The 21585-nt window shown below is 72.5% G+C and carries 20 protein-coding genes, 2 tRNA genes and 1 pseudogene; 15 read left to right on the top strand and 8 right to left on the bottom strand.

The window, feature by feature from the left end:
- Positions 1-136: pseudogene (locus ACH4E8_RS32705) on the top strand (IS982 family transposase); the annotation flags it as partial.
- A 20-nt stretch (positions 137-156) separates the two neighbouring features.
- On the opposite strand, the gene ACH4E8_RS32700 reads toward ACH4E8_RS32705, so the two are convergent.
- Positions 157-693: a DsbA family protein gene (locus ACH4E8_RS32700; RefSeq protein ID WP_398455137.1), complete on the bottom strand. Its 537-nt coding sequence runs from the start codon at positions 691-693 to the stop codon at positions 157-159.
- Positions 694-903: 210 nt separating this feature from the next.
- Between ACH4E8_RS32700 and ACH4E8_RS32695 the strand changes: the two genes are divergently transcribed.
- Both ACH4E8_RS32695 and ACH4E8_RS32690 read left to right on the top strand, forming a co-directional pair.
- Positions 904-1359, top strand: a complete 456-nt coding sequence (locus tag ACH4E8_RS32695) for a hypothetical protein (RefSeq protein ID WP_398455136.1) — start codon at positions 904-906, stop codon at positions 1357-1359.
- Positions 1360-1552: 193 nt separating this feature from the next.
- Positions 1553-1759: a hypothetical protein gene (locus ACH4E8_RS32690; protein WP_398455148.1), complete on the top strand. Its 207-nt coding sequence runs from the start codon at positions 1553-1555 to the stop codon at positions 1757-1759.
- A 21-nt stretch (positions 1760-1780) separates the two neighbouring features.
- Here the strand turns inward: ACH4E8_RS32690 and ACH4E8_RS32685 are convergent, their stop codons facing one another.
- On the bottom strand, positions 1781-2338 hold the full coding sequence (locus tag ACH4E8_RS32685; RefSeq protein WP_398455135.1) for a CGNR zinc finger domain-containing protein: 558 nt from the start codon (positions 2336-2338) through the stop codon (positions 1781-1783).
- Between the two features lie 188 nt (positions 2339-2526).
- Entirely contained in the window at positions 2527-2940 is a 414-nt protein-coding gene (locus ACH4E8_RS32680) for an SsgA family sporulation/cell division regulator (RefSeq protein ID WP_003959770.1), read from the bottom strand.
- A 190-nt stretch (positions 2941-3130) separates the two neighbouring features.
- Here ACH4E8_RS32680 and ACH4E8_RS32675 point away from each other — a divergent pair, with 190 nt between their 5' ends.
- Positions 3131-3631, top strand: a complete 501-nt coding sequence (locus ACH4E8_RS32675; RefSeq protein ID WP_398455134.1) for a TIGR02611 family protein — start codon at positions 3131-3133, stop codon at positions 3629-3631.
- 56 nt (positions 3632-3687) lie between these two features.
- Positions 3688-3759, top strand: a tRNA-Val gene (locus ACH4E8_RS32670).
- 106 nt (positions 3760-3865) lie between these two features.
- Here the strand turns inward: ACH4E8_RS32670 and ACH4E8_RS32665 are convergent.
- Positions 3866-6379 carry an SCO7613 C-terminal domain-containing membrane protein gene (locus ACH4E8_RS32665; RefSeq protein WP_398455133.1) on the bottom strand — a complete coding sequence of 838 codons (2514 nt, stop codon included), beginning with the start codon at positions 6377-6379 and terminating at the stop codon, positions 3866-3868.
- 104 nt (positions 6380-6483) lie between these two features.
- Here ACH4E8_RS32665 and ACH4E8_RS32660 point away from each other — a divergent pair, with 104 nt between their 5' ends.
- Positions 6484-6939 carry an SRPBCC family protein gene (locus tag ACH4E8_RS32660; protein WP_398455131.1) on the top strand — a complete coding sequence of 152 codons (456 nt, stop codon included), beginning with the start codon at positions 6484-6486 and terminating at the stop codon, positions 6937-6939.
- 99 nt (positions 6940-7038) lie between these two features.
- Positions 7039-7110 (top strand) — tRNA-Val (locus tag ACH4E8_RS32655).
- Between the two features lie 59 nt (positions 7111-7169).
- Here ACH4E8_RS32655 and ACH4E8_RS32650 read toward each other — a convergent pair.
- A complete protein-coding gene (locus ACH4E8_RS32650; RefSeq protein ID WP_398455130.1) occupies positions 7170-7895 on the bottom strand; it encodes a 3'-5' exonuclease in 726 nt (241 codons plus the stop codon).
- Positions 7896-8323: 428 nt separating this feature from the next.
- Between ACH4E8_RS32650 and thrS the strand changes: the two genes are divergently transcribed.
- Entirely contained in the window at positions 8324-10300 is a 1977-nt protein-coding gene (gene thrS, locus ACH4E8_RS32645; RefSeq protein ID WP_398455129.1) for a threonine--tRNA ligase, read from the top strand.
- A 28-nt stretch (positions 10301-10328) separates the two neighbouring features.
- Here thrS and ACH4E8_RS32640 read toward each other — a convergent pair whose 3' ends face one another.
- Positions 10329-11027: a potassium channel family protein gene (locus tag ACH4E8_RS32640; RefSeq protein WP_398455127.1), complete on the bottom strand. Its 699-nt coding sequence runs from the start codon at positions 11025-11027 to the stop codon at positions 10329-10331.
- Between the two features lie 66 nt (positions 11028-11093).
- On the opposite strand from ACH4E8_RS32640, the gene ACH4E8_RS32635 reads away from it, so the two are divergent.
- Complete coding sequence (locus ACH4E8_RS32635; RefSeq protein WP_398455125.1) at positions 11094-11654, top strand: HIT family protein; 561 nt, start codon at positions 11094-11096, stop codon at positions 11652-11654.
- Positions 11655-11756: 102 nt separating this feature from the next.
- Here the strand turns inward: ACH4E8_RS32635 and ACH4E8_RS32630 are convergent, their stop codons facing one another.
- Complete coding sequence (locus ACH4E8_RS32630; RefSeq protein ID WP_398455123.1) at positions 11757-13409, bottom strand: hypothetical protein; 1653 nt, start codon at positions 13407-13409, stop codon at positions 11757-11759.
- Between the two features lie 192 nt (positions 13410-13601).
- Positions 13602-15827, bottom strand: coding sequence for an elongation factor G-like protein EF-G2 (locus ACH4E8_RS32625; protein ID WP_398455121.1), 2226 nt, complete (start codon positions 15825-15827; stop codon positions 13602-13604).
- Between the two features lie 378 nt (positions 15828-16205).
- On the opposite strand from ACH4E8_RS32625, the gene pgsA reads away from it, so the two are divergent.
- The 6 genes from pgsA (at position 16206) to pdxT (ending at position 21566) form a co-directional block, all read left to right on the top strand.
- Complete coding sequence (pgsA, locus tag ACH4E8_RS32620; protein WP_398455119.1) at positions 16206-16874, top strand: phosphatidylinositol phosphate synthase; 669 nt, start codon at positions 16206-16208, stop codon at positions 16872-16874.
- A gap of 44 nt (positions 16875-16918) precedes the next feature.
- Positions 16919-17830 (top strand): phosphatidylinositol mannoside acyltransferase, encoded by a 912-nt coding sequence (locus ACH4E8_RS32615; protein WP_398455146.1) that lies wholly within the window; start codon positions 16919-16921, stop codon positions 17828-17830.
- Complete coding sequence (locus ACH4E8_RS32610) at positions 17827-18987, top strand: glycosyltransferase family 4 protein (protein ID WP_398455117.1); 1161 nt, start codon at positions 17827-17829, stop codon at positions 18985-18987. The genes ACH4E8_RS32615 and ACH4E8_RS32610 overlap by 4 nt, the downstream gene beginning before the upstream one ends.
- A gap of 377 nt (positions 18988-19364) precedes the next feature.
- Entirely contained in the window at positions 19365-19913 is a 549-nt protein-coding gene (locus tag ACH4E8_RS32605; protein WP_398455115.1) for a hypothetical protein, read from the top strand.
- 145 nt (positions 19914-20058) lie between these two features.
- Positions 20059-20979, top strand: a complete 921-nt coding sequence (gene pdxS / locus ACH4E8_RS32600) for a pyridoxal 5'-phosphate synthase lyase subunit PdxS (RefSeq protein ID WP_398455113.1) — start codon at positions 20059-20061, stop codon at positions 20977-20979.
- A complete protein-coding gene (gene pdxT / locus ACH4E8_RS32595) occupies positions 20979-21566 on the top strand; it encodes a pyridoxal 5'-phosphate synthase glutaminase subunit PdxT (RefSeq protein ID WP_398455112.1) in 588 nt (195 codons plus the stop codon). Before pdxS ends, pdxT begins: the two co-directional genes overlap by 1 nt.
- The last annotated feature ends 19 nt before the right edge of the window (positions 21567-21585 follow it).

Here is a 21585-nt window from a genome sequence, read left to right as displayed (position 1 = left end):
ACACCACGGCGGCAGAACCCCAGCAGGAGTCTTCGCCCGCACCGCCCAACGACTCCTCGCCCTCGCCACAGCCATCTGGCACAACTGGACCACCGACGCCACAACCAAACGCTCCCTCACCGCCTACGACCACTGACAACATTCGGACTCATTCATCTAGGCGCCGGCGAGCAGCCGGTCGGCGATCTCCTCGATGCGGGCGCGCAGGCCGTCCTGGCTCTTGCCGCCGTCGAGGCGCTCCCCGTCGATGACGTACGTGGGGGTGCCGGTGACCCCGATCGCCTTGCCCTCCGCGTGGTCGGCGTCGACGACGAGGATGTGCCGGCCGTCGATGAGCGCGGTCTCGAACTCGTCGGCGTCCAGGCCCAGTTCCCGGGCGACCTCCAGGAGGACGGGCTCGCCCCTGCGGTCCAGTTCCTCGACCCGGGCCAGTACCGCCTCCGCGTACGCCTGACCCGCGCCCTGCACCGCGGCCTCCTCGGCGGCCTGGGCGGCGGCGAAGGCGTGCCGGTGCTTCTCCAGCGGGAAGTGCCGCAGGCGTACGTCCAACTGGGCGCCGTAGCGCTCCCGCAGCGCCCGCAGGTCGTCGAGGGCGCTCAGGCAGTCGGGGCACTGGAGCTCGCACCAGACGTCGAGGACCACGGGGACTCGGGAGTCGGCGGGGCCGGCGGGGGAGGGGGTCAGGTCGTTCATGGGACCAGTTTCCCAGCCCGGGGACGGCTGCGCGGCACCGGGCCGCGGGGCCTCGGCGACGCACTTCGCAGGGGCGCCGGACCGGGACCTGGGGATGAGCGCGTCCCGGAGATCTCCCTGAGACCGGCGCCCACCGTGGCCGGTTCCGCCCGGGGCGGTGCAGGATGGAAGGGACGCAACCGCGCATGCCCCGCCCAGCAGGAGGACCGGATGATTGCCGAGACCATTTGTTCCGCGGTGTCCGCGGCGGGCCTGGGCATCGCCGCCGTCACCGCCTACCGCAAGCGCTTCTTGAGCGCCGCCAGGATCGCCGCGTACTCCCTCGTCCCCATCGGCCTGGTCCTCACGGGCGCCGTCGGCTGGGCGGTCGACACCGCCTTCAGCCCCACGGCCTGGCTGGGCTTCGGACTCCTGGGCGGCGCGTGGCTGATGTTCCTCGGCACCCGGGCCGTGGAGCGGCGCAAGGGCATCGTGGGACGCAAGGAGCGCAGGGCGGCCAAGGCGGCCGGCCGCGAAGCCGTGGCGCCGGCCGCGTCCGCGCCCTCGCTCGGCACGGCAGCGCGCCCCGCCGGCCGCTCCGCCGCGAAGCCGGCGTCCGCGCCGAAGGCGGGCGCGGCGGACGACTTCAGCGACATCGAAGCGATCTTGAAGAAGCACGGCATCTAGGCCCTCCGGAAGGCCCAGGGGGAGCGGTGCCAGGGCACGCGTGCCCAGCAAGGTCCGGAAGGGAGGGACTGGGTCTGCCCGAGGGGGGCGCCGGGGTCTGTCCCGAGGGGTGACACCGCCTTGACATCAGCCGCTTCTCAGCAGGTGAGACGGGGCGGCGGGATGTGATGAACGCCCCTGTCCAGTATGTGTGTTGGCCGATCACCACGGCGCGCTCTGCGTCATCATCGGCCCCGAGATGCTCGATACCTCCCGGGGCCAGTCCCCCGCACCGACGCAGAAGACCGACGAGCCGAGAGGCTGCCTCTTCGCCCTGTCCCAGCCACCGTTGATGATCTTCCTGACGGTGGTCGGCGTGCTGTTGCTCATGGCCGCCCTGCACGACCTCTTCCTGCTGTGAGGCCGCGCAGCGCGGGCCGCGTCAGCCCGCCGCTTCCCTGCGGCGGGCCCGGTAGGCCGCCACGTGCAGGCGGTTGCCGCACGTGCGGCTGTCGCAGTAGCGGCGCGAGCGGTTGCGCGACAGGTCGACGAAGGCCCGGCCGCAGTCCGGCGCCTCGCACCGGCGCAGCCGTTCCTGCTCGTCGGCGACGACGATGAACGCCAGGGCCATGCCGCCGTCGGCCGCGAGGTGGTCGGCGACGGAGGCGCCCGGCGCGAAGTAGTGCACGTGCCAGTCGTAGCCGTCGTGGTCGGTCAATTGGGGCGTGGTGCCGGCCGCCGCGACGAGTTCGTTGAGGAGTTCCGCGGCGAGCCGTCGCCCGGGGGCCGCGAAGATCTCCGCGAACCGGGCGCGCACGCCCTGGACGGCTTTCAGGTCGCGCGCCCCGAGTTCGCCCACGTCGCTGATGGAATGGGCGCGGACGAATGCCTGGAGGGCGGCGAGATCCGCCAGACCGTCGGCCTGATCGCCCTCCGGCGCCGTGTTCACCAGGTCGACCACCATGTCGAGGGCAAATCTGGTGTCGTGGGGGATCAGCACGATTCACTCCATGGCCTGCTGCGAGCCGGTACCCGCAGAATTGCGCTGACTCTAGCGGCTCGCTCCAAGACGCACCGGAGCCGTCACCGCGCAGGTGCGCGGTGACGGCTCCGGTTCCTTTCGTATGTGGTTGTCTGCGCGGCGCCGTCTCCCCGAGTAGGACGGCGCCGAGCAGCTCTCGGCCTGGCTCAGCTCTCGGCCAGGATGTGCGAGAGTTCGGTGTCGAGGTCGAAGTGACGATGCTCGGTGCCCGGTGGCACGGCCGCGTCGGTCCTCTTCAGGAACGACTCCAGGGCCCGCGCCGGGGCTTCGAGCAGGGCTTCGCCCTCCGGGGAGCTGAGCGCGATGCAGACGACGCCCTGGCCGTGGCTGCGGGACGGCCAGACTCTGACGTCACCCGTGCCGGTGGGCCGGTGCAGGCCCTCGGCGAGCAGGTCGCGGGCGAAGACCCATTCGACCGTCTCTTCGGCTCCGGTGTGGAAGGTGGCGTGCACGGCATAGGGATCGGCCGTGTCATACCGCAGGCCCGCGGGTACAGGCAGTGAAGACTCGCTCGATACAACGAGGCGCAGGTGCAGCTCGCAGCTGACCGTGGTGTTCATAAGCGCCAGGGCCTTTCGCTCAGTGTGCGCTCGGGGATTCGCACGTCGGCGAAATCGACATGCCACCTACGGTGTCGTTGTAAACCCGTCTGACCGTTTTGTGACTCTTCATATCGCTCGTACGGCGGTGCATTACTTTGTGTTATACGGCCATTCCGGTGATCGAACCGAATCCGGTAGCTTTGAGGGCATGAATGCGGAGAGCGAGCGGGGGGAGGCCCTGATGACCACGGCCTCGTCTTCCGCACCGGGGGAAGTGGCGGCGGGGGCCGTCGAGGGGAAGCCCGCCGAGGGCGCGAAGGACGGGAAGGCGGCCGACCAACCGCTGGGCTCGCGCGCGCCACAGTTCATCCAGCGCTCCAGGGTGCTGCACGTGAGCTGGCAGGTGGGGGTCTTCCTGGTCGGACTGGCGGTGGTCGGCGCGGGCGCCGCCATGCTGGTGCTGCCGGGGCCGGGCTGGCTCGTGATCTTCGCGGGCATGGCCATCTGGGCGACCGAGTTCGTCTGGGCCCAGCTGGTGCTGCGCTGGACCAAGCGCAAGGTCAGCGAGGCGGCGCAGCGGGCGCTCGACCCCCGGGTGCGGCGCCGGAACATCATCCTCACCACCATCGGCGTGGTGATCTGCGCCGTCCTCGGCGCGATCTACCTGTGGAAGTTCGGCCTCGTCATGCCGTGGAAGATCAACGAGTAGACCTCAGGGGGGTCAGGACCACCGCTGACATGGGGTAATGTTTGCGATGCGTTCCCGGGCGATTAGCTCAGCGGGAGAGCGCTTCGTTCACACCGAAGAGGTCACTGGTTCGATCCCAGTATCGCCCACACAGTCGACGGTGGGGTCGGTCCGCAAGATCACGGACCGACCCCACCGTCGTTTTTGCGTGCCCGGCGCTTTCGGTGTCCCCGGCCAGCGCCGGGGACACCGCTCTCAGCCCAGCCGGCCCAGGCTCTCGCGCAGTCGGCGGGCGTCCCGCAGGCGCTGTTCGTAGGTGGCGCCCACGGTGAGCAACAACAGCCCTGCCGCGGCCGGCGGCAGCCAGCGCGGCAGCGCGCCCACCACCTGCGCCACGTACGGCGCCAACTCGTGCAGTGCCACCAGCGCCAGGACCGCGCCGCCCAGCACCAGCGGGGCCTGGAGCCGCAGCCGGGCGCCCACGAGGGTCACCACCAGCGCCGCGAGGCCCAGCAGCAGGGGCCGTACCCAGTGCGCGTCGCCCCAGGCCGCGGACAGGCTCGGCAGCAGCGTCACGGCCAGTCCCGGACCGTACGCCGTCCAGGACGGGGCCTGCGGGTCGCGCCGTCGGCGCAGCGCGCCGACGACCAGCGCGGGCACGGTGACCGGGAGGGTGTACGCCTCGGGGAGCGTCACCTCGGACGCCGCCAGCCGCGCCCAGGAAGCGCCGACGAAGAGCACCACGGCCAAGGTGCCGGCGGCCGCGCGGCGCTGCGGCCGGATCGCGGTGCCCGCGGCGATCACCCCGGTGAGCGCGAGCGCCAGGGACAGCATCGGCAGCCGGCCGGCGGTGAGCAGCACCGCGCCCGCGGCCGCGACCGCCGCCGCCACCTCCAGGGCGAGCGTCAGCGGGTGGCTGAGCGGGCCTACGGCGGCGCTGGACCCGTCCGCGGGCGACGACGCCCCGCTCGCCGGCCGGCCGGCCGTACGGGCGGCGATCAGACAGGCGACGGCCGGGACGACGAGCAGCGCCAGCCCCGCCCCGTGCCACGACAGCTCCGCCGCCCGCGCGAGGGCGAGCACCAGCCAGCAGCCGAAGAACGTCGCGGCGACCGCCTGCGCGGCCCGTACGGCGTCCCCGGCGCGCGTCACGACGGCTGCCCCCGCCAGCGCCGCGACCAGCACGCCGAGCACGGTGAACGTCGCGGGCCGGGTCGCCAGCGCCAGCGCGCCCAGGCTTCCGGCGCCCACCAGGGCGCAGCCCAGCGCCACCGGGGCGAGCGCCGCGGACCGGCGGGTGCTCAGGGCGAGCACGGCGAGCGTGAGCGCCAGCCCGTATGCCACGGCCACCGGGTACGCCCACGTCAGGGCCACCGGCACCGTCAGCAGGGCCGCCCACACCAGGGCCACGGACAGGCCGCGGGCGAGGTCCGCCCGCCGGGCGTCCGCCACGGTGGGCCGGGGCGCGGTGCGCAGCCGGGCCAGCCACGCCAGCGGCGCTGTCGCCGCCAGCAGCAGGACGACCGGCGCCGGCGCGAAGTCGACCGGGAGCAGAACGGAGCCGATGGCCGAGTGGACGTCGGAGGGCTCGCCCTGCCAGATGCCGTCCGCGACCGTCTCGGCCGGACCGCCCAGGACGATCGCGAGCAGGGGGAGCGTCACGAGGACCGCGCCCGTGTGGACCGCCGCCGAGGCCAGCGCGAGCCCGCGCGCCATCGGCCGCGGCAGACCGGAGCCCGTCGCCGCCAACGCGGCGAGTACGGCGAGTACGGCGATCGCGGCGAGCAGATACGCGGGGACCGCCCAGCCGGCGGGGAAGACCTGCCGCAGGAGTCCGCCCGCGGCCGCGGTCAGGGCGAAGCCCGCCGCCGTTGCCATGGGCAGTGCGCCCTCGGACGTACGCCACGCCCACCCGAGCGCCACCGCGGCGACGGCGGCCAGCAGCACCCCGCTGAGCAGGGCGCCCGTCGCGCTGCCGGCCGCGGCCGACTCCAGTACGCCGATGGCGCCGGCCCAACCGCCGGCCACCACCGCGCCGACCGTGGCGCTCACGCGCACCGCCCGGCGCGCCACGGCGACGGCCACCGCCACGTCGAACGCGGCCGTCGCCACCAGGGCCCAGCCGAGCGGCAGCACCCCCGGCGACACCGTCACCGCCCACAGGCCCAGCGGCAGTTGGGCGCAGGCCACGGCGAGCGGGAGCGGCAGCCGCAGCGCGGTCAGCCACCTTCCGTACCCCGCCCACAGCGCGGCCAACACCGCCGCCGCCCCCGCCGCGTACCCCGTGCCCGATGCGTCGGAGAGCGCGACCTGGCGAAGTGCGTAGGCGTCCAACACCGTGAGCACCAGCGCCAGAGAGGCAACGGACTCCGCCGTCGACGCCAGGCCCCGGCGCAGCAGGGCCACCGGCGCGAGCAGCGCGGCGGCGGTGATCGTCGCGAGGACGGCGCCCCGCCCGCCGATGCCCATGGACCCCCAGCTCACCAGCGTGAACGCGATCGCCGCGATCGCCAGCAGCACCCCGCCCAGCACCAGCAGCGCGTTCTGCGCACCGCGGCGCGAGGTCTCCGGCGCCACCGCGGCGGCCCGGGGCGCTGTGACGGCGTGCGCCCGCGGCGCGACGGGGTGCTGCATCGCGGACAGCAGCCAGGCCCGGCGCACCAGCAACTGCGACCTTCGGGCGTCCAGTTGCGCGAGTTCGTTGTTGAGCATCGCCAACTCCACGGCGGGCGGCGGTGGCGACGACCGTGGCGGCTCGGATGGGTTCATGCTGCGGAGTGTGGCGCCGGCCACACCGCACGGGCATCGGCGCGGGTACTCAGATGGCGGGTGAGTACGCCCCCTCGTGCACCCCGGATGCGCAGACTGGGCCCATGGACTGGAACCGCTACCGCTTCCGTGCGCGCTGGGAGGTCGCCGCCGCACCCGGCGCGGTGTACGAGGTACTGGCCCGCGCCGAGGAGTACCCCCGCTGGTGGCCCCAGGTGCGGGCCGTCACCCCGCTCGGCGCGGACACCGGCGTCGTACGGCTGCGCTCGGCCCTGCCGTACGAGCTGACCGTCACCGTGCGGGCCGTGCGCCAGGACCCGGCGGCGGGCGTGCTGGAGGTCGCGATGCGGGGCGACCTGGTGGGGTGGGCCCGCTGGACCGTCGCCGTGGGCAGCGCCGGCACCCGACTCTCCTACGACCAGGAGGTGGAGGTCCGCAAGCCCCTGATGCGGAGGCTGGCGGTGCCGGGCCGGCCGTTGTTCCGCGCCAACCACGCCCTCATGATGCGCGCCGGCCGCCGCGGACTGGTTGCGCGACTGGAAGGGCGTCGACAGGACTGAAGGAGCAGCCACGGAACCGGAGGAGCCGCGACGGAACGGAAGGCGCCGCAACAGATTTGAAGGCAGGGCGTCGGGGCCTGTATGGTTCAGTCCGTTCCCGGGCGATTAGCTCAGTGGGAGAGCGCTTCGTTCACACCGAAGAGGTCACTGGTTCGAACCCAGTATCGCCCACCGGGAGAGACCGGTCCGCCGAAGGCGGGCCGGTTCTTTCATGCCCGGAGCGCGGACCTTCAGGCGGCGGCCGGCAGTTCGGGGCGCAGCGGCCACGCCGGGTCCACCGCCTCCGGGGAGCCGTTCAACGTGAACCACGCCTGGAGGCCCCGGGCCTGCGCCGCGTGCCACACCGCCTGGAGCGTGTGCAACTCCGGTGCGGACAGGCGCTCCAGCCGTGCCGCGAACCGACGGCCGACCGCCCGTACCACCTCCAGCGCCGCCATCGCGTCCGTCGCCGCGTCGTGCCCGTCCTCCAGGGGCACTTCGTACTGCGCGCACAAGTCCGCCAGGCTCCTGGGTCCCTTGCGGTAGCGGTCCAGGTGCCGGTCCAGCACCCGCGGATCCAGTACGCACAGCGGGACGTGCTCCAGATAGCGCGCCAGCGAGGCCGCCCGGTGGCGCCGCAACTCGCGGTCGAGCAGCGTCAGGTCGAACGGCGCGTTCATCACCACCAGCGGGCGGGCCGCCGCGCACTGCTCGGCCAGCGAGCGCCCCACCTCCTCCATCACCGGGGCGGGCCAGCGGCCGTGCCGCTGGACGTGCTCGTCCGTCAGGCCGTGCACCCCGGTGGCCGCCGCCGGGACCGGCACCCCGGGGCTGACCAGCCAGCGCGTCACCCGGACCGCGGCGCCCGCGGCGTCCTGCACCACCAGGGCCGCCGAGACGATGCGGTCCGTCTCGACGTCCACCCCGGTCGTCCCCGTGTCGAACGCGGCCAACGGGCCGTCGAACCAGCACGTCATCCCCGAACTCCTCGCCCATGCACGGCAGGTGGCGCCTGCCCTGCCCGAGATGGTGATACCCGGGCCGTTTGCCCCGTACGCCGGGCGCGTCGCCCCCGTCGTCCTCCCCGCCCGGCGCGGCCGTCGACCGTCGCGTCGGGGCGGCGCGGGCGGCGCGGGCGCCGGGGGCGTCCGGCTGCGGGTGGCGGCCGGCGCCGCGGCGCCGTACGAGCCGGGTGACCTGCGGTGCGACCTGCCGGGGGAGCGGCGCTGCGGACCGGCGGCGGGGAGTTATCCACAGGCGCGGTCGCCGTTTAGCGGGCGGACCCCGAGGGTCGGTACGATTCAGTTGCACTCAGTGCCCGCCGGTGGCCCACCGGTGGCTCGCTGGTGCGACCCCTTCAGCAGTCCTCGTCAGCTCAGCAGTCTTCATCAGTCAGGAGAGAACGGTGTCCGACGTCCGTGTGACCGTCCAACGCGATTCCGAGCGGGAAGAGCGCGTGGTGACCACGGGCACGACGGCCGCCGACCTCTTCCCCGGGGAGCGCACCGTGATCGCCGCGCGCGTCGCCGGCGAGCTGAAGGACCTGACGTACGTGGTCGCGGACGGCGAGGTCGTCGAGCCCGTCGAGATCTCCTCCCCGGACGGCCTGGACATCCTGCGCCACTCCACGGCGCACGTGATGGCCCAGGCCGTGCAGGAGCTGTTCCCCGAGGCCAAGCTGGGCATCGGCCCCCCGGTCAAGGACGGCTTCTACTACGACTTCGACGTCGACAAGCCCTTCACTCCCGAGGACCTGAAGGCCGTCGAGAAGAAGATGCAGGAGATCCAGAAGCGCGGGCAGCGCTTCGCCCGTCGCGTGGTGACGGACGAGGACGCCCGCGCGGAGCTGGCCGACGAGCCGTACAAGCTGGAGCTGATCGGCCTCAAGGGCGCCGCCTCCAGCGACGACGGCGCGGACGTGGAGGTGGGCGCCGGCGAGCTCACCATCTACGACAACCTGGACGCCAAGTCCGGCGAGCTGTGCTGGAAGGACCTGTGCCGCGGTCCGCACCTGCCGACCACCCGCGCCATCCCCGCCTTCAAGCTGATGCGGAACGCCGCGGCGTACTGGCGCGGCAGCGAGAAGAACCCGATGCTCCAGCGCATCTACGGCACCGCCTGGCCCTCCAAGGACGAGCTGAAGGCGCACCTGGACTTCCTCGCCGAGGCCGAGAAGCGCGACCACCGCCGCCTGGGCTCGGAGCTGGACCTGTTCTCCGTGCCGGACGAGATCGGCTCCGGCCTCGCCGTCTTCCACCCCCGCGGCGGCATCGTGCGCCGCGTCATGGAGGACTACTCCCGCAAGCGCCACGAAGAGGAGGGGTACGAGTTCGTCTACACCCCGCACGCCACCAAGGGCGCCCTCTTCGAGAAGAGCGGCCACCTGGACTGGTACGCCGAGGGCATGTACCCCCCCATGCAGCTCGACGGTGGTACGGACTACTACCTCAAGCCCATGAACTGCCCCATGCACAACCTGATCTTCGACGCCCGGGGCCGGTCCTACCGGGAACTGCCCCTGCGGTTCTTCGAGTTCGGCACGGTGTACCGGTACGAGAAGTCCGGCGTGGTGCACGGCCTGACCCGGGCCCGCGGCTTCACCCAGGACGACGCGCACATCTACTGCACCCGTGAGCAGATGGCCGAGGAGCTGGACCGCACCCTCACCTTCGTCCTCAACCTCCTCCGGGACTACGGCCTGACCGACTTCTACCTGGAGCTGTCCACCAAGGACCCGGAGAAGTACGTCGGCTCGGACGACACGTGGGAGGAGGCCACCGAGGTGCTGCGGCAGGTGGCCGAGAAGCAGGGCCTCCCGCTCACCCCCGACCCCGGCGGCGCCGCCTTCTACGGCCCGAAGATCTCCGTCCAGGCGCGCGACGCCATCGGCCGCACCTGGCAGATGTCGACCATCCAGCTCGACTTCAACCTGCCCGAGCGGTTCAACCTGGAGTACACCGCGCCCGACGGCTCCCGCCAGCGGCCGGTGATGATCCACCGCGCCCTGTTCGGCTCCATCGAGCGCTTCTTCGCCGTCCTCCTGGAGCACTACGCGGGCGCCATGCCGCCGTGGCTGGCCCCGGTGCAGGCCGTCGGCATCCCGATCGGCGACGCCCACGTCGACTATCTGCACGCCTTCGCCGCCGACGCCAAGAAGCGGGGGTTGCGCGTCGAGGTGGACGCCTCGTCCGACCGGATGCAGAAGAAGATCAGGAACCACCAGAAGCTGAAGGTCCCCTTCATGATCATCGTCGGTGACGACGACATGAACGCGGGTACGGTCTCCTTCCGCTACCGCGACGGCTCCCAGGAGAACGGCGTCCCGCGCGACCAGGCCCTCGACAAGCTGGCCAAGGTCGTCGCCGACCGCGTCCAGGTCTGAGACCGCGCGGCCGTCCGCCGCAGACGGTTCACGAACGGCCCCCGGGGGTGCTCCCCGGGGGCCGCTTGTCCTCGTCCAGCGTGAAGGTCTGGATCAGCCAGGACGAGAACGAGCCCGTCACGGCGCCGAGCAGCGCCAGGCCGCCGGCCATCATGAAGACCGCGACCGCCCGGCCCTTGAAGGTCACCGGGGTCACGTCCCCGTACCCCACGGTGGTCAGGGTGGAGCAGGTCCACCAGACCGAGTCCCCGAAGGTCTTGATCGTCGCCCCCGGCGCCCCGCGCTCCTCCGCGTACACGGTGAGCGCACCGGCGAAGCCGAGCAGCACCGCCGACATCCCCGCGTAGGAGATCACCCGGGCGTAGAGGGACAGCCGGGCGTGCTGACGGCGGTGCTGGACGGACTCGTAGAGCTTGACGAAGCGCAGCGGGCGCAACAGCGGCAGCAGCACCACCACCGCGTCCATCAGATGGCCGCGCACGAAGGACAGCCCTTCGCCGCTGATCCGCCACCGGACCGCGTAGTCCACCACGAAGAGCGCCCAGGTCGCATAGGTGACCAGCAGCAGCACGTCATTCCACCCCTGCGGCAGGTCGTCGTCGAGGATCCGTACCGCGTAGCAGCCCAGGAAGACCCCCGAGGCGACGAAGAGGGGAATCTCGGTGCGCTGGCGCCAGCGCCACATCCGGCTCTCGGCGCGGGTGCTCTCGGGGCTCGGGGCGTTCATCGCTCCAGCATCGCGGGGCCCGTTCCGGCCCGCCCCCGGCGACACGCTGCGCAGGGGTGACGCCATATGCTGCACAGCATGACGAGTGAGCCGGAGCAGCAGATCGGGGTGGGAACGCCGGATGCGTTCCAGCGCTTGTGGACGCCGCACCGGATGGCGTACATCCAGGGCGAGAACAAGCCCACCGGACCCGAAGCGGGCGACGGCTGCCCCTTCTGCGCCATCCCGTCGAAGTCGGACGAGGACGGGTTGGTGATCGCCCGGGGTGCGAGCGTCTACGCGGTGCTGAACCTCTACCCGTACAACGGCGGACACCTGATGGTCGTGCCGTTCCGGCACGTCGCGGACTACACCGAACTCGACGCGGCGGAGACCGCGGAACTCGCGCTCTTCACCCAGCGCGCGATGACCGCGCTGCGGGCCGCCTCCGGGGCGCACGGCTTCAACATCGGAATGAACCAGGGCTCGGTCGCGGGCGCCGGGATCGCCGCCCATCTGCACCAGCACGTGGTGCCGCGCTGGGGCGGGGACACCAACTTCATGCCGGTCGTCGGCCACACCAAGGTGCTGCCGCAACTGCTGGCGGACACCCGGGCGATGCTCGCCGACGCCTGGCCCGACGCGTAACGATCCTGCGCCTCCCGCACGTCCCGCACTCCTTCGTACGGCAAGAAGGGCTGCCCCTCCGCTCGCGGCGGAGCGGCAGCCCTTCGCTTCCGAGTGGTGCGGCTACGCGTCGTACAGGTCGGCCTTGCGCGGGGCCGCGTCCTGGACCGCGCCGCTGACGGCCATCGAGCGGCTGCTGAAGCGGTCGGTGTCGACGCCGTTCTCCTCCAGCACCTTCAGCGCCGCCGCGTGCGCCACGCGCAGCACGGGCGCGGCGGCGCGCATCGCGTCGTCGGCCATGAAGCGGTGCCGCCAGGGCTGCTCGGCCCAGGCGTGACGCAGCCCGAAGGGCTCCGGCAGCACCAGCTTCCCGCCGAGGAAGTCGAGCAGCGGCGGGTACCAGGTGAAGGGCGCGCGCACCGCGAGCCGCACCACTTCCTTGGTCTCCACCAGCGGCAGCACGATGTCCCGGGTCTCCCAGAAGCGGATCGTCTTGCTGACGGTCTTGGTCTTGGGGGAGGACTTCGTGGTGAACAGACCGTGCACCGGGCCGAGCGCATGGCCGGTGACCTCGACCCGCAGGGTCTCGTGGAGCACCGTCACCGTGATCATCATCGTGATCACCAACTGGCCGTCCCAGAGCACGAACTGCACGCCCAGGTAGTGTCGGTTGCCGCCGCTGAACTGCTGGTGGTTGCAGATGCGCTGTATTTCGTGCGGCTTGACCTGGAACGCCTCCACGTCGGCGCCCTCCGGGCGGCTCACGCCGCCCGCGCCCTCGGCCACCGGGGTGACGATCCAGTGCTTCACCGACGGGGTGGGGAAGCCGCCGGAGTTCAACGGGCCGCGCTCCAGCAGCTTGAGCCGGTCGTGGATCGCGCGTATCACGTCCCAGCTCCGGAACTGGTTGATCTCCTTGCCGGCTTCCTTCGGCACCAACTCCTCGGCCATCTGCCAACTGCCCCACCGGGTGCCCATGCCCAGTATCCCCTTGGGGCCGGCGTAGAAGACCGAGTTCGCGTTCTGCTCGGCGGTCAGCTTCTCCAGGCCCTGGCGCAGCTCCTCGCGCGCGGTCTCGTTCGGATGGCCGGGGACGGCCTCGGGGACCTTGGCCGCCACCCCGCCGCCCGACAGCATCCCGTCCCAGCGTGCGCGCATGTCGACGGCGGACTTCTCACAGATCCGCTTGGCCAGGTACCAGCCGATCACCGGCGCGACGATCATCCCGCGGACGTAGTAGCCGAGGAAGCCGGTGAGCGGCGCCTTGATCATGAAGATCACGGCGAGCGCCGCGATGCCCACCATCAGGGCGGTGCCCAGCGCCCCCGCGCGCTTGTCCTGCGCGCCGGCGAGGGTGCGCCGGAGTTGGAAGACGCCCATCCACAACAGCAGCCCCGGCAGGAACAGCAGCCCGAAGACGCCCATGACGGCGGTCAGTTTGGTGTCCCGCGCCTTGCGGAGCCCGCTGGCCGCCAGACAGTGCTCCACCACCGTCTGGGGCTCCATGCCGAAGGACTGGATCAGCGCCCCGCGGGCCCCGCCGAGCGTCCGCACCTGCACCGCCCGACAGAACGCCTCGCCCAAGTTCGGCTCGAAGAGGGAGAACTTCCCCTTCTTCACGTCCGACTTGTGCCAGTCGTTGTTGGCGTCCAAGATCGTCGCGACCGGGCTGTCGCGGTACGCCGCCGAGGCGAGCGCATGCGTCGCCGCCGTCTGTCCCGCCGCTCCCTGGATCGGGATCTGCGCCCCGGGAGAGAAATCGAATCCGTCCGCCACTTAAGGCCCCCATCGCCGCACGCCGCTTCCGCTCTGCGGCCTCTTCCCGACTGCCGTGCCCCGCACACCTGTTGAGCTGCGCACCTCAGCGTATCCGGGGCGTAGGCGCTTCGTCACGGGAGCGCGGAATCGGCTGCGGTGGCCGCCCGCTCGAACGGGGCGGACGGCCCGGACCGCGGGGGCGCACAGCGCCTACGCGCCGCCTTCGAGCAGGGCCCCGAGCCGGTCGGCGACCTGCTGGGGCATCGGCTCGTGACGGGCGTACGAGCGGCTGAACCGGCCCGTGCCGTGGGAAATGGAGCGCAGGTCGACGGCGTACCGGCCGATCTCGATCTCCGGCACCTCGGCCCGGACCAGGGTGCGGGACCCGGCCGCCTGTTCGGTCCCCACGACCCGGCCGCGCCGCCCCGACAGATCGCTCATCACCGGCCCGACGTATTCGTCCGAAACCAGTACCCGAACTTCGGCCACCGGCTCCAGCAGATGGATCGTGGTGCCGCTCGCGGCCTCCCGCAGGGCGAGCGCGCCCGCGGTCTGGAACGCGGCGTCCGACGAGTCCACCGAGTGCGCCTTGCCGTCGTGCAGGGTGATCCGCACGTCCACCAGGGGATGGCCGGCGGCCACCCCGCGCGCCGCCTGGGCGCGCACGCCCTTCTCGACCGAGGGGATGAACTGGCGCGGCACCGCGCCGCCGACGACCTTGTCGACGAACTCGATGCCCGAGCCCGCGGGCAGCGGCTCCACGTCGATCTCGCAGATCGCGTACTGGCCGTGGCCGCCGGACTGCTTCACGTGCCGCCCGCGCCCCGCCGACCTGCCCCCGAAGGTCTCCCGCAGGGAAACCTTGTGCGGGACGACGTCGACCTGGACTCCGTAGCGGGTGCGCAGCCGCTCCAGGGCCACGTCCGCGTGGGCCTCGCCCAGACACCACAGCACCAGTTGGTGGGTGGCCTGGTTCTGTTCCAGGTGCATCGTCGGGTCCTCCGCGACCAACCGGGTCAGGCCCTGCGAAAGCTTGTCCTCGTCGGCCTTGCTGTGCGCCTGGATGGCCAGCGGCAGCAGCGGGTCGGGCATCGACCACGCCTCCATCAGCAGGGGCGATTCCTTGGCGGAGAGCGTGTCGCCGGTCTCCGCGCGGGACAGCTTCGCGACGCACGCCAGATCGCCGGCGATCACCCGCCCCAGGGTGCGCTGCTGCTTGCCGAAGGGCGCCGAGAGCGCGCCGACCCGCTCGTCGGCCTCGTGCAGGGCCGCCTCCGCGCCGTCGCGGTCGGCGTGGCCGTCGAGCCCGTGGCCCGAGACGTGGACCGTCTCGTCGGGGCGCAGGGTGCCGGAGAAGACCCGGACCAGGGAGATGCGGCCCACGTACGGGTCGGACGACGTCTTGACGACCTCGGCGACCAGGGGCCCGTCCGGGTCGCACCCCACCGCGGGGCGGGCCGCGCCCTGCGGGGTGGTCAGCTGGGGGCACCGGGCCTCCAACGGCGTCGGGAAGCCGCGGGTGATCAGCTCCAGCAGCTCCACCGTGCCGAGGCCCTCCCGCCCGCCGTCGACGGCCGGCGCCGCGGCGAGCACCGGGTGGAAGGTGCCGCTCGCGACGGCCGTCTCCAGGTCGTCGACGAGCGTCTTGACGTCGATGTCCTCGCCACCGAGGTAGCGGTCCATCAGGGACTCGTCCTCGCTCTCCGCGATGATGCCCTCGATGAGCCGGTTGCGGGCCTCCTCGATCAGCGGCTCCTGGTCGGGATCGGGCGGCAGCTCGTCGCGCCGGCCCGATGCGTAGTCGTACACCTTCCGGGTCAGCAGGCCCACCAGCCCGGTGGTGGGGGAGTGGCCGTCGGGCCCCGGCGCGCCGTACTGCGGCAGGTACAGCGGGAGCACGGCGTCCGGGTCGTCCCCGCCGAAGACCTCGGCGAGCACCCCGGTCAGCTCCTCGTACCCGGTGCGGGCGGTCTCCAGGTGCGTCACCACGATCGCGCGGGGCATGCCGACCGCGGCGCACTCCTCCCACACCGCCCGGGTGGCCCCGGCGACGGCGCCGGGTTCCTGGGCCGCCGAGACGACGAAGAGGGCCGCGTCCGCGGCGCGCAGACCGGCCCTGAGCTCCCCGACGAAATCGGCGTAGCCGGGGGTGTCCAGCAGGTTGATCTTGTAGCCGTCCCATTCGACGGGGACGAGCGAGAGTTGTACGGAGCGCTGTTGACGGTGTTCGATCTCGTCGTAGTCGGAGATCGTGCCGCCGTCCTCGACGCGGCCCGCGCGGTTCACCGCTCCCGCGGTCAGGGCCAGCGCCTCCACCAGGGTGGTCTTTCCCGATCCGCTGTGGCCGACCAGCACCACGTTCCGAATGGATGAGGGCCGGTCGGCCGTTGTAGCCCTGCCGGCGGCTCCGGGGTGTGCGTTCGCCTTGTCGCCCATGGTTCTTGCCTCCCGATCGATCGGATCGATGGCTTCGATGGCGCTACGGGGACATGAGGGCCGCGGGCGGGGACGCCGGGGACCGGAGCGTACGGGGGCCGCTCCGCGGGAGCCCGCGGTCGTCCTTCGAGCTTTCCACTCCCGTCAGGGTGCGTCCATACGTCGGACACCGCGCCCCGCTGCCCGGGCGCCGCCGCGCGTTCCCCGTGCGCCTGCACGCTCCCCGCCGCGCCCCCGCGCGCCGGTCGGCCGGCCTCGGGGCCGGGGCGGGAGGGGCCCGGTCGCGGGTGCCCGGCGGTACGGGGCCCCGGTCCTGGCTACGATGGGCCAGCCGGTGGCCAATGGGGCCGCACGGCGGTAGAGAACCCCGGGAAGGCCATGCTGAACAAGTACGCGCGTGCATTCTTCACGCGTGTCCTCACACCGTTCGCCGCGTTTCTGCTCCGCCGCGGGGTGAGCCCAGACGCGGTCACTCTGATCGGCACGGCGGGAGTGATGGCGGGTGCTTTGGTCTTCTTCCCCCGGGGAGAGTTCTTCTGGGGCACGATCGTCATCACGCTCTTCGTCTTCTCGGACCTGGTCGACGGCAACATGGCCCGCCAGGCCGGGATCTCCAGCCGCTGGGGTGCCTTCTTGGACTCCACGCTCGACCGGGTCGCCGACGGCGCGATCTTCGGCGGCTTCGCGCTCTGGTACGCCGGCAAGGGCGACGACAACATCCTCTGCGCGGTCGCGATCTTCTGCCTCGCCAGCGGCCAGGTGGTGTCGTACACCAAGGCCCGCGGCGAGGCCATCGGCCTCCCGGTCGCGGTGAACGGCCTGGTGGAGCGGGCCGAGCGACTGGTGATCTCGCTGGTCGCGGCCGGTCTGGCCGGGCTGCACGCCTTCGGCGTCCCCGGCATCGACGTGCTGTTGCCGATCGCGCTGTGGATCGTCGCCGTCGGCAGCGCCATCACGCTGGGGCAGCGGGTCGTCACGGTGCGCCGGGAGGCCGCCGAGGCGGACGCCGCCAGCCGCGAGGAGCGCAGCGGGGCCGAGGCGTCGTGACCGGCCGGCCCCCCGCCACCGCCCGCGAGCGGCTGGTCGACGGGATGTACGGACTGGGCTGGGGCGCGGTCAAGAAGCTGCCGGAGCCGGCGGCGGCCCGCCTGGGCCGCACCATCGCGGACACCGCCTGGAAGCGCCGCGGCAAGGGAGTGCTGCGGCTGGAGGCCAACTTGGCCCGGGTGGTGCCGGACGCCTCGCCGCAGCGCCTGGCGGAGCTGTCGAAGGCCGGGATGCGCTCGTACATGCGCTACTGGATGGAGTCCTTCCGGCTGCCGACCTGGTCCACCGAGCAGGTCCGCGCGAACGTCCACATCCACGACGTGCACCACCTCACCGACGGCATCGCGGCCGACCGCGGGGTGATCCTCGCGCTGCCGCACCTGGCCAACTGGGACCTCGCCGGCGTCTGGGTGACCCGGGTCCTGCAGACCCCCTTCACCACCGTCGCCGAGCGGCTGAAGCCCGAGTCGCTGTACGACCGCTTCGTGGCGTACCGGGAGAGCCTCGGCATGGAGGTGCTGCCGCACGCCGGGGGTTCCGCCTTCGGCACCCTGGCGCGCCGGCTGCGCGACGGCGGCCTGGTGTGCCTGGTCGCCGACCGCGACCTGTCCTCGTCCGGCGTCGAGGTGAAGTACTTCGGCGAGACGACGCGCATGCCGGCCGGGCCCGCGCTGCTGGCCCAGCAGACCGGTGCGCTGCTGCTGCCGGTGACCCTCTGGTACGAGGAGGCGCCGGTGATGCACGGCCGGGTCCATCCGCCCGTCGAGGTGCCCGAATCGGGCAGCCGGGCCGACAAGACGTCCTCGATGACGCAGGCCCTGGCGGACGCGTACGCCACGGGGATCGCCGACCACCCGGAGGACTGGCACATGCTCCAGCGACTGTGGCTCGCCGACCTGGAGCCGCGCGCCGGCGACCGGGCGGGGAACGGGGCCGGGAACGAGGCGGGCGCGTGAAGATCGGCATCGTCTGTCCGTACTCCTGGGACGTCCCCGGGGGCGTCCAGTTCCACATCCGGGACCTCGCCGAGCACCTGATCCGGCGCGGTCACGAGGTGTCCGTGCTCGCCCCCGCCGACGACGACACGCCCCTGCCGCCGTACGTCGTCTCCGCGGGCCGCGCCGTGCCCGTCCCGTACAACGGCTCGGTCGCCCGGCTGAACTTCGGCTTCCTGTCCGCGGCCCGGGTGCGGCGCTGGCTCCACGACGGCACCTTCGACGTGATCCACATCCACGAGCCCACCTCGCCCTCGCTGGGGCTGCTCGCCTGCTGGGCCGCGCAGGGGCCGATCGTCGCCACCTTCCACACCTCGAACCCGCGCTCGCGCGCCATGATCGCCGCGTATCCGATCCTCCAGCCGGCGCTGGAGAAGATCAGCGCGCGCATCGCGGTCAGCGAGTACGCGCGGCGCACCCTGGTCGAACACCTCGGCGGCGACGCGGTCGTCATCCCGAACGGCGTGGACGTCTCCTTCTTCGAGCGGGCCGAGCCGAAGGCGGAATGGCAGGGGGGCACGATCGGCTTCATCGGCCGCATCGACGAGCCCCGCAAGGGGCTGCCCGTGCTGATGAAGGCCCTGCCGACGATCCTGGCGGCCCGCCCGGACGCCCGGCTCCTCGTCGCCGGGCGCGGCGACGAGGACGAGGCGCTGGCCCTGCTGCCGCCCGAGGCGCGCTCGCGGGTCGAGTTCCTCGGCATGGTCAGCGACGAGGACAAGGCGCGGCTGCTGCGCAGCGTCGACGTGTACGTCGCGCCCAACACGGGGGGCGAGAGCTTCGGCATCATCCTGGTCGAGGCGATGTCCGCGGGCGCACCCGTCCTCGCCAGCGACCTCGACGCGTTCGCCCAGGTCCTCGACCAGGGGGCGGCGGGCGACCTGTTCGCCAACGAGGACCCCGACGCGCTCGCCGCGGCCGCGGTCCGCCTCCTGGACGACCCGGAGCGGCGCGAGCGCCTGCGGGAGCGGGGGTCGGCCCACGTACGGCGCTTCGACTGGTCGACGGTCGGGGCGGACGTGCTGGCGGTGTACGAGACGGTGACGGCGGGCGCGGCGTCCGTGGCCGCGGACGACCGGGGCGGCCTCCGCGGCCGCCTGGGCCTCGCGAAGCACTGACCCTCTCCAGGGCGATGGACCACGGTCCTTCCGGGGCGGTGGAGGTCCCCTGCCGTGCCTGCTGGGCGAGGGTTTTTAGGGGCGCTGGGGGTCCCCCCACGCCCTTCGGGCGTAGGTGGGGGTGCCCCCGTGCCCGCAGGGCACAGGGGGAGGAACTGCGCGACCAACCCCCACCCAGGCTGTAGCCGAGGAAAGCGCTTGAGAACCCCGTGCCCCGGGGCGCGCGCGTGAAGGGGGACCCCAGCGCCCCAAGCGACCCGTGACCCCGGCGGGAGCCGCCCCCCCCCAAGACCTGTGCTCCACGTGCGGCGGGAGCCGGACCCGCAAGGAACCCGCAAGCGCAAGCAGACCGCAGGGGACGCGTAGCCTTGGCGATCGTGATCGCAACGCTCATTTGGGTTCTCGTCGGGCTGCTCGCCGTCGGGCTGTACCTCAGTTGGACCGCCGGGCGGCTCGACCGGCTGCACACCCGGATCGACGCCGCCCGCGCCGCCCTCGACGCGCAACTGCTGCGACGCGCCTCCGTCACCCAGGAGTTCGCGACGTCCGGCGTGCTCGACCCCGCCGCATCGATCGTGTTGTACGAGGCCGCGCACGCCGCCCGCCAGGCCGACGAGGAGCAGCGCGAGGTCGCCGAGAGCGAGTTGAGCGCCGCGCTGCGGGCGGTGTTCGCCGAGCCGGCGCAGATGGAGGCGGTGCGCGAGGTGCCCGGCGGCGAGGAGGCATCCGCGGAGTTGGCGCAGGCGGTGCGCCGGGTCCCCATGGCGCGGCGGTTCCACAACGACGCCGTGCGCGCGGCCCGCGCCCTGCGCCGCCACCGCAAGGTCCGCTGGTTCCGGCTCGCCGGACACGCGCCCTTCCCCCTTGCGTTCGAGATGGACGACGAGCCCCCCGCCGCCCTCGCGGACCGGCCGGGCGCCTCCTGACGTCCTGACCAGCGAAAACGATCCACCGCCTGACCATTGGCCCTTGTAGTGGACTGATCCGTGGTTGTTCCATCGATGACACGTCCACCGGTCGGAGGCCCCCCGTGCCCCGGCCGTACCGCCGTCATCGAGTGAGGTTGCCCCCGTGTCCAGCACGCTCTCCACCACCCCGCAGTCGGACGCCCCCGCTACCGGCACCGCGCGCGTCAAGCGCGGCATGGCCGAGCAGCTCAAGGGCGGCGTCATCATGGACGTGGTCAACGCCGAGCAGGCGAAGATCGCCGAGGACGCGGGCGCCGTGGCCGTCATGGCCCTGGAGCGGGTCCCCGCCGACATCCGCAAGGACGGCGGCGTGGCCCGGATGTCCGACCCCAACATGATCGAGGAGATCATCGAGGCGGTCTCCATCCCCGTGATGGCCAAGTCCCGCATCGGCCACTTCGTCGAGGCCCAGGTGCTCCAGTCCCTCGGCGTGGACTACATCGACGAGTCGGAGGTGCTCACCCCGGCCGACGAGGTCAACCACTCCGACAAGTGGGCCTTCACCACCCCCTTCGTCTGCGGCGCCACCAACCTGGGCGAGGCCCTGCGCCGGATCGCCGAGGGCGCGGCCATGATCCGCTCCAAGGGCGAGGCCGGCACCGGCAACGTCGTCGAGGCGGTGCGCCACCTGCGTCAGATCAAGAACGAGATCGCCCGGCTGCGCGGCTACGACCACAACGAGCTGTTCGCCGCCGCGAAGGAGCTGCGCGCCCCGTACGAGCTGGTGAAGGAGGTCGCCGAGCTGGGCAAGCTGCCGGTCGTGCTGTTCTCCGCCGGCGGCGTGGCCACCCCCGCCGACGCCGCGCTGATGCGTCAACTCGGCGCCGAGGGCGTCTTCGTCGGCTCCGGCATCTTCAAGTCGGGCGACCCCGCCAAGCGCGCCGCCGCCATCGTGAAGGCCACCACCTTCTACGACGACCCCAAGATCATCGCGGATGCCTCCCGCAACCTGGGCGAGGCCATGGTCGGCATCAACTGCGACACCCTGCCCGAGTCCGAGCGCTACGCGAACCGGGGTTGGTAGTGAGCACCCCCCTGATCGGCGTGCTCGCCCTCCAAGGCGACGTCAGGGAGCACCTGATCGCCCTGGCCGCGGTGGACGCCGTGGCCAGGCCGGTGCGCCGGCCCGAGGAGATCGCCGAGGTCGACGCCCTGGTGATCCCCGGCGGCGAGTCCACCACGATGTCCAAGCTGGCGAACGTCTTCGGCGTGCTGGAGCCGCTGCGCGAGCGGATCCGCGTCGGCACGCCGGTCTACGGCACCTGCGCCGGACTGATCATGCTCGCCGACAAGATCCTCGACCCGCGCTCCGAGCAGGAGACCTTCGGCGGCATCGACATGATCGTCCGCCGCAACGCCTTCGGCCGGCAGAACGAGTCCTTCGAGGCGTCCGTCGACGTCACGGGGGTCGACGGGCCCGTGGAAGGGGTCTTCATCCGGGCGCCGTGGGTGGAGTCGGTCGGCGCGGACGTGGAGGTGCTCGCCGAGCACGACGGCCACATCGTCGCCGTGCGCCAGGGAAACGCCCTCGCCACCTCGTTCCACCCCGAACTGACCGGGGACCACCGGGTGCACGGCCTGTTCGTGGACATGGTGCGCGCGGTCGGGTGACCCGATCCCGGTAGGATCG

The organism is Streptomyces sp. NPDC017979 (genome assembly GCF_044328175.1).
GTDB lineage: Bacteria > Actinomycetota > Actinomycetes > Streptomycetales > Streptomycetaceae > Streptomyces.
This window is presented reverse-complemented; position numbering and strand designations above follow the sequence as displayed.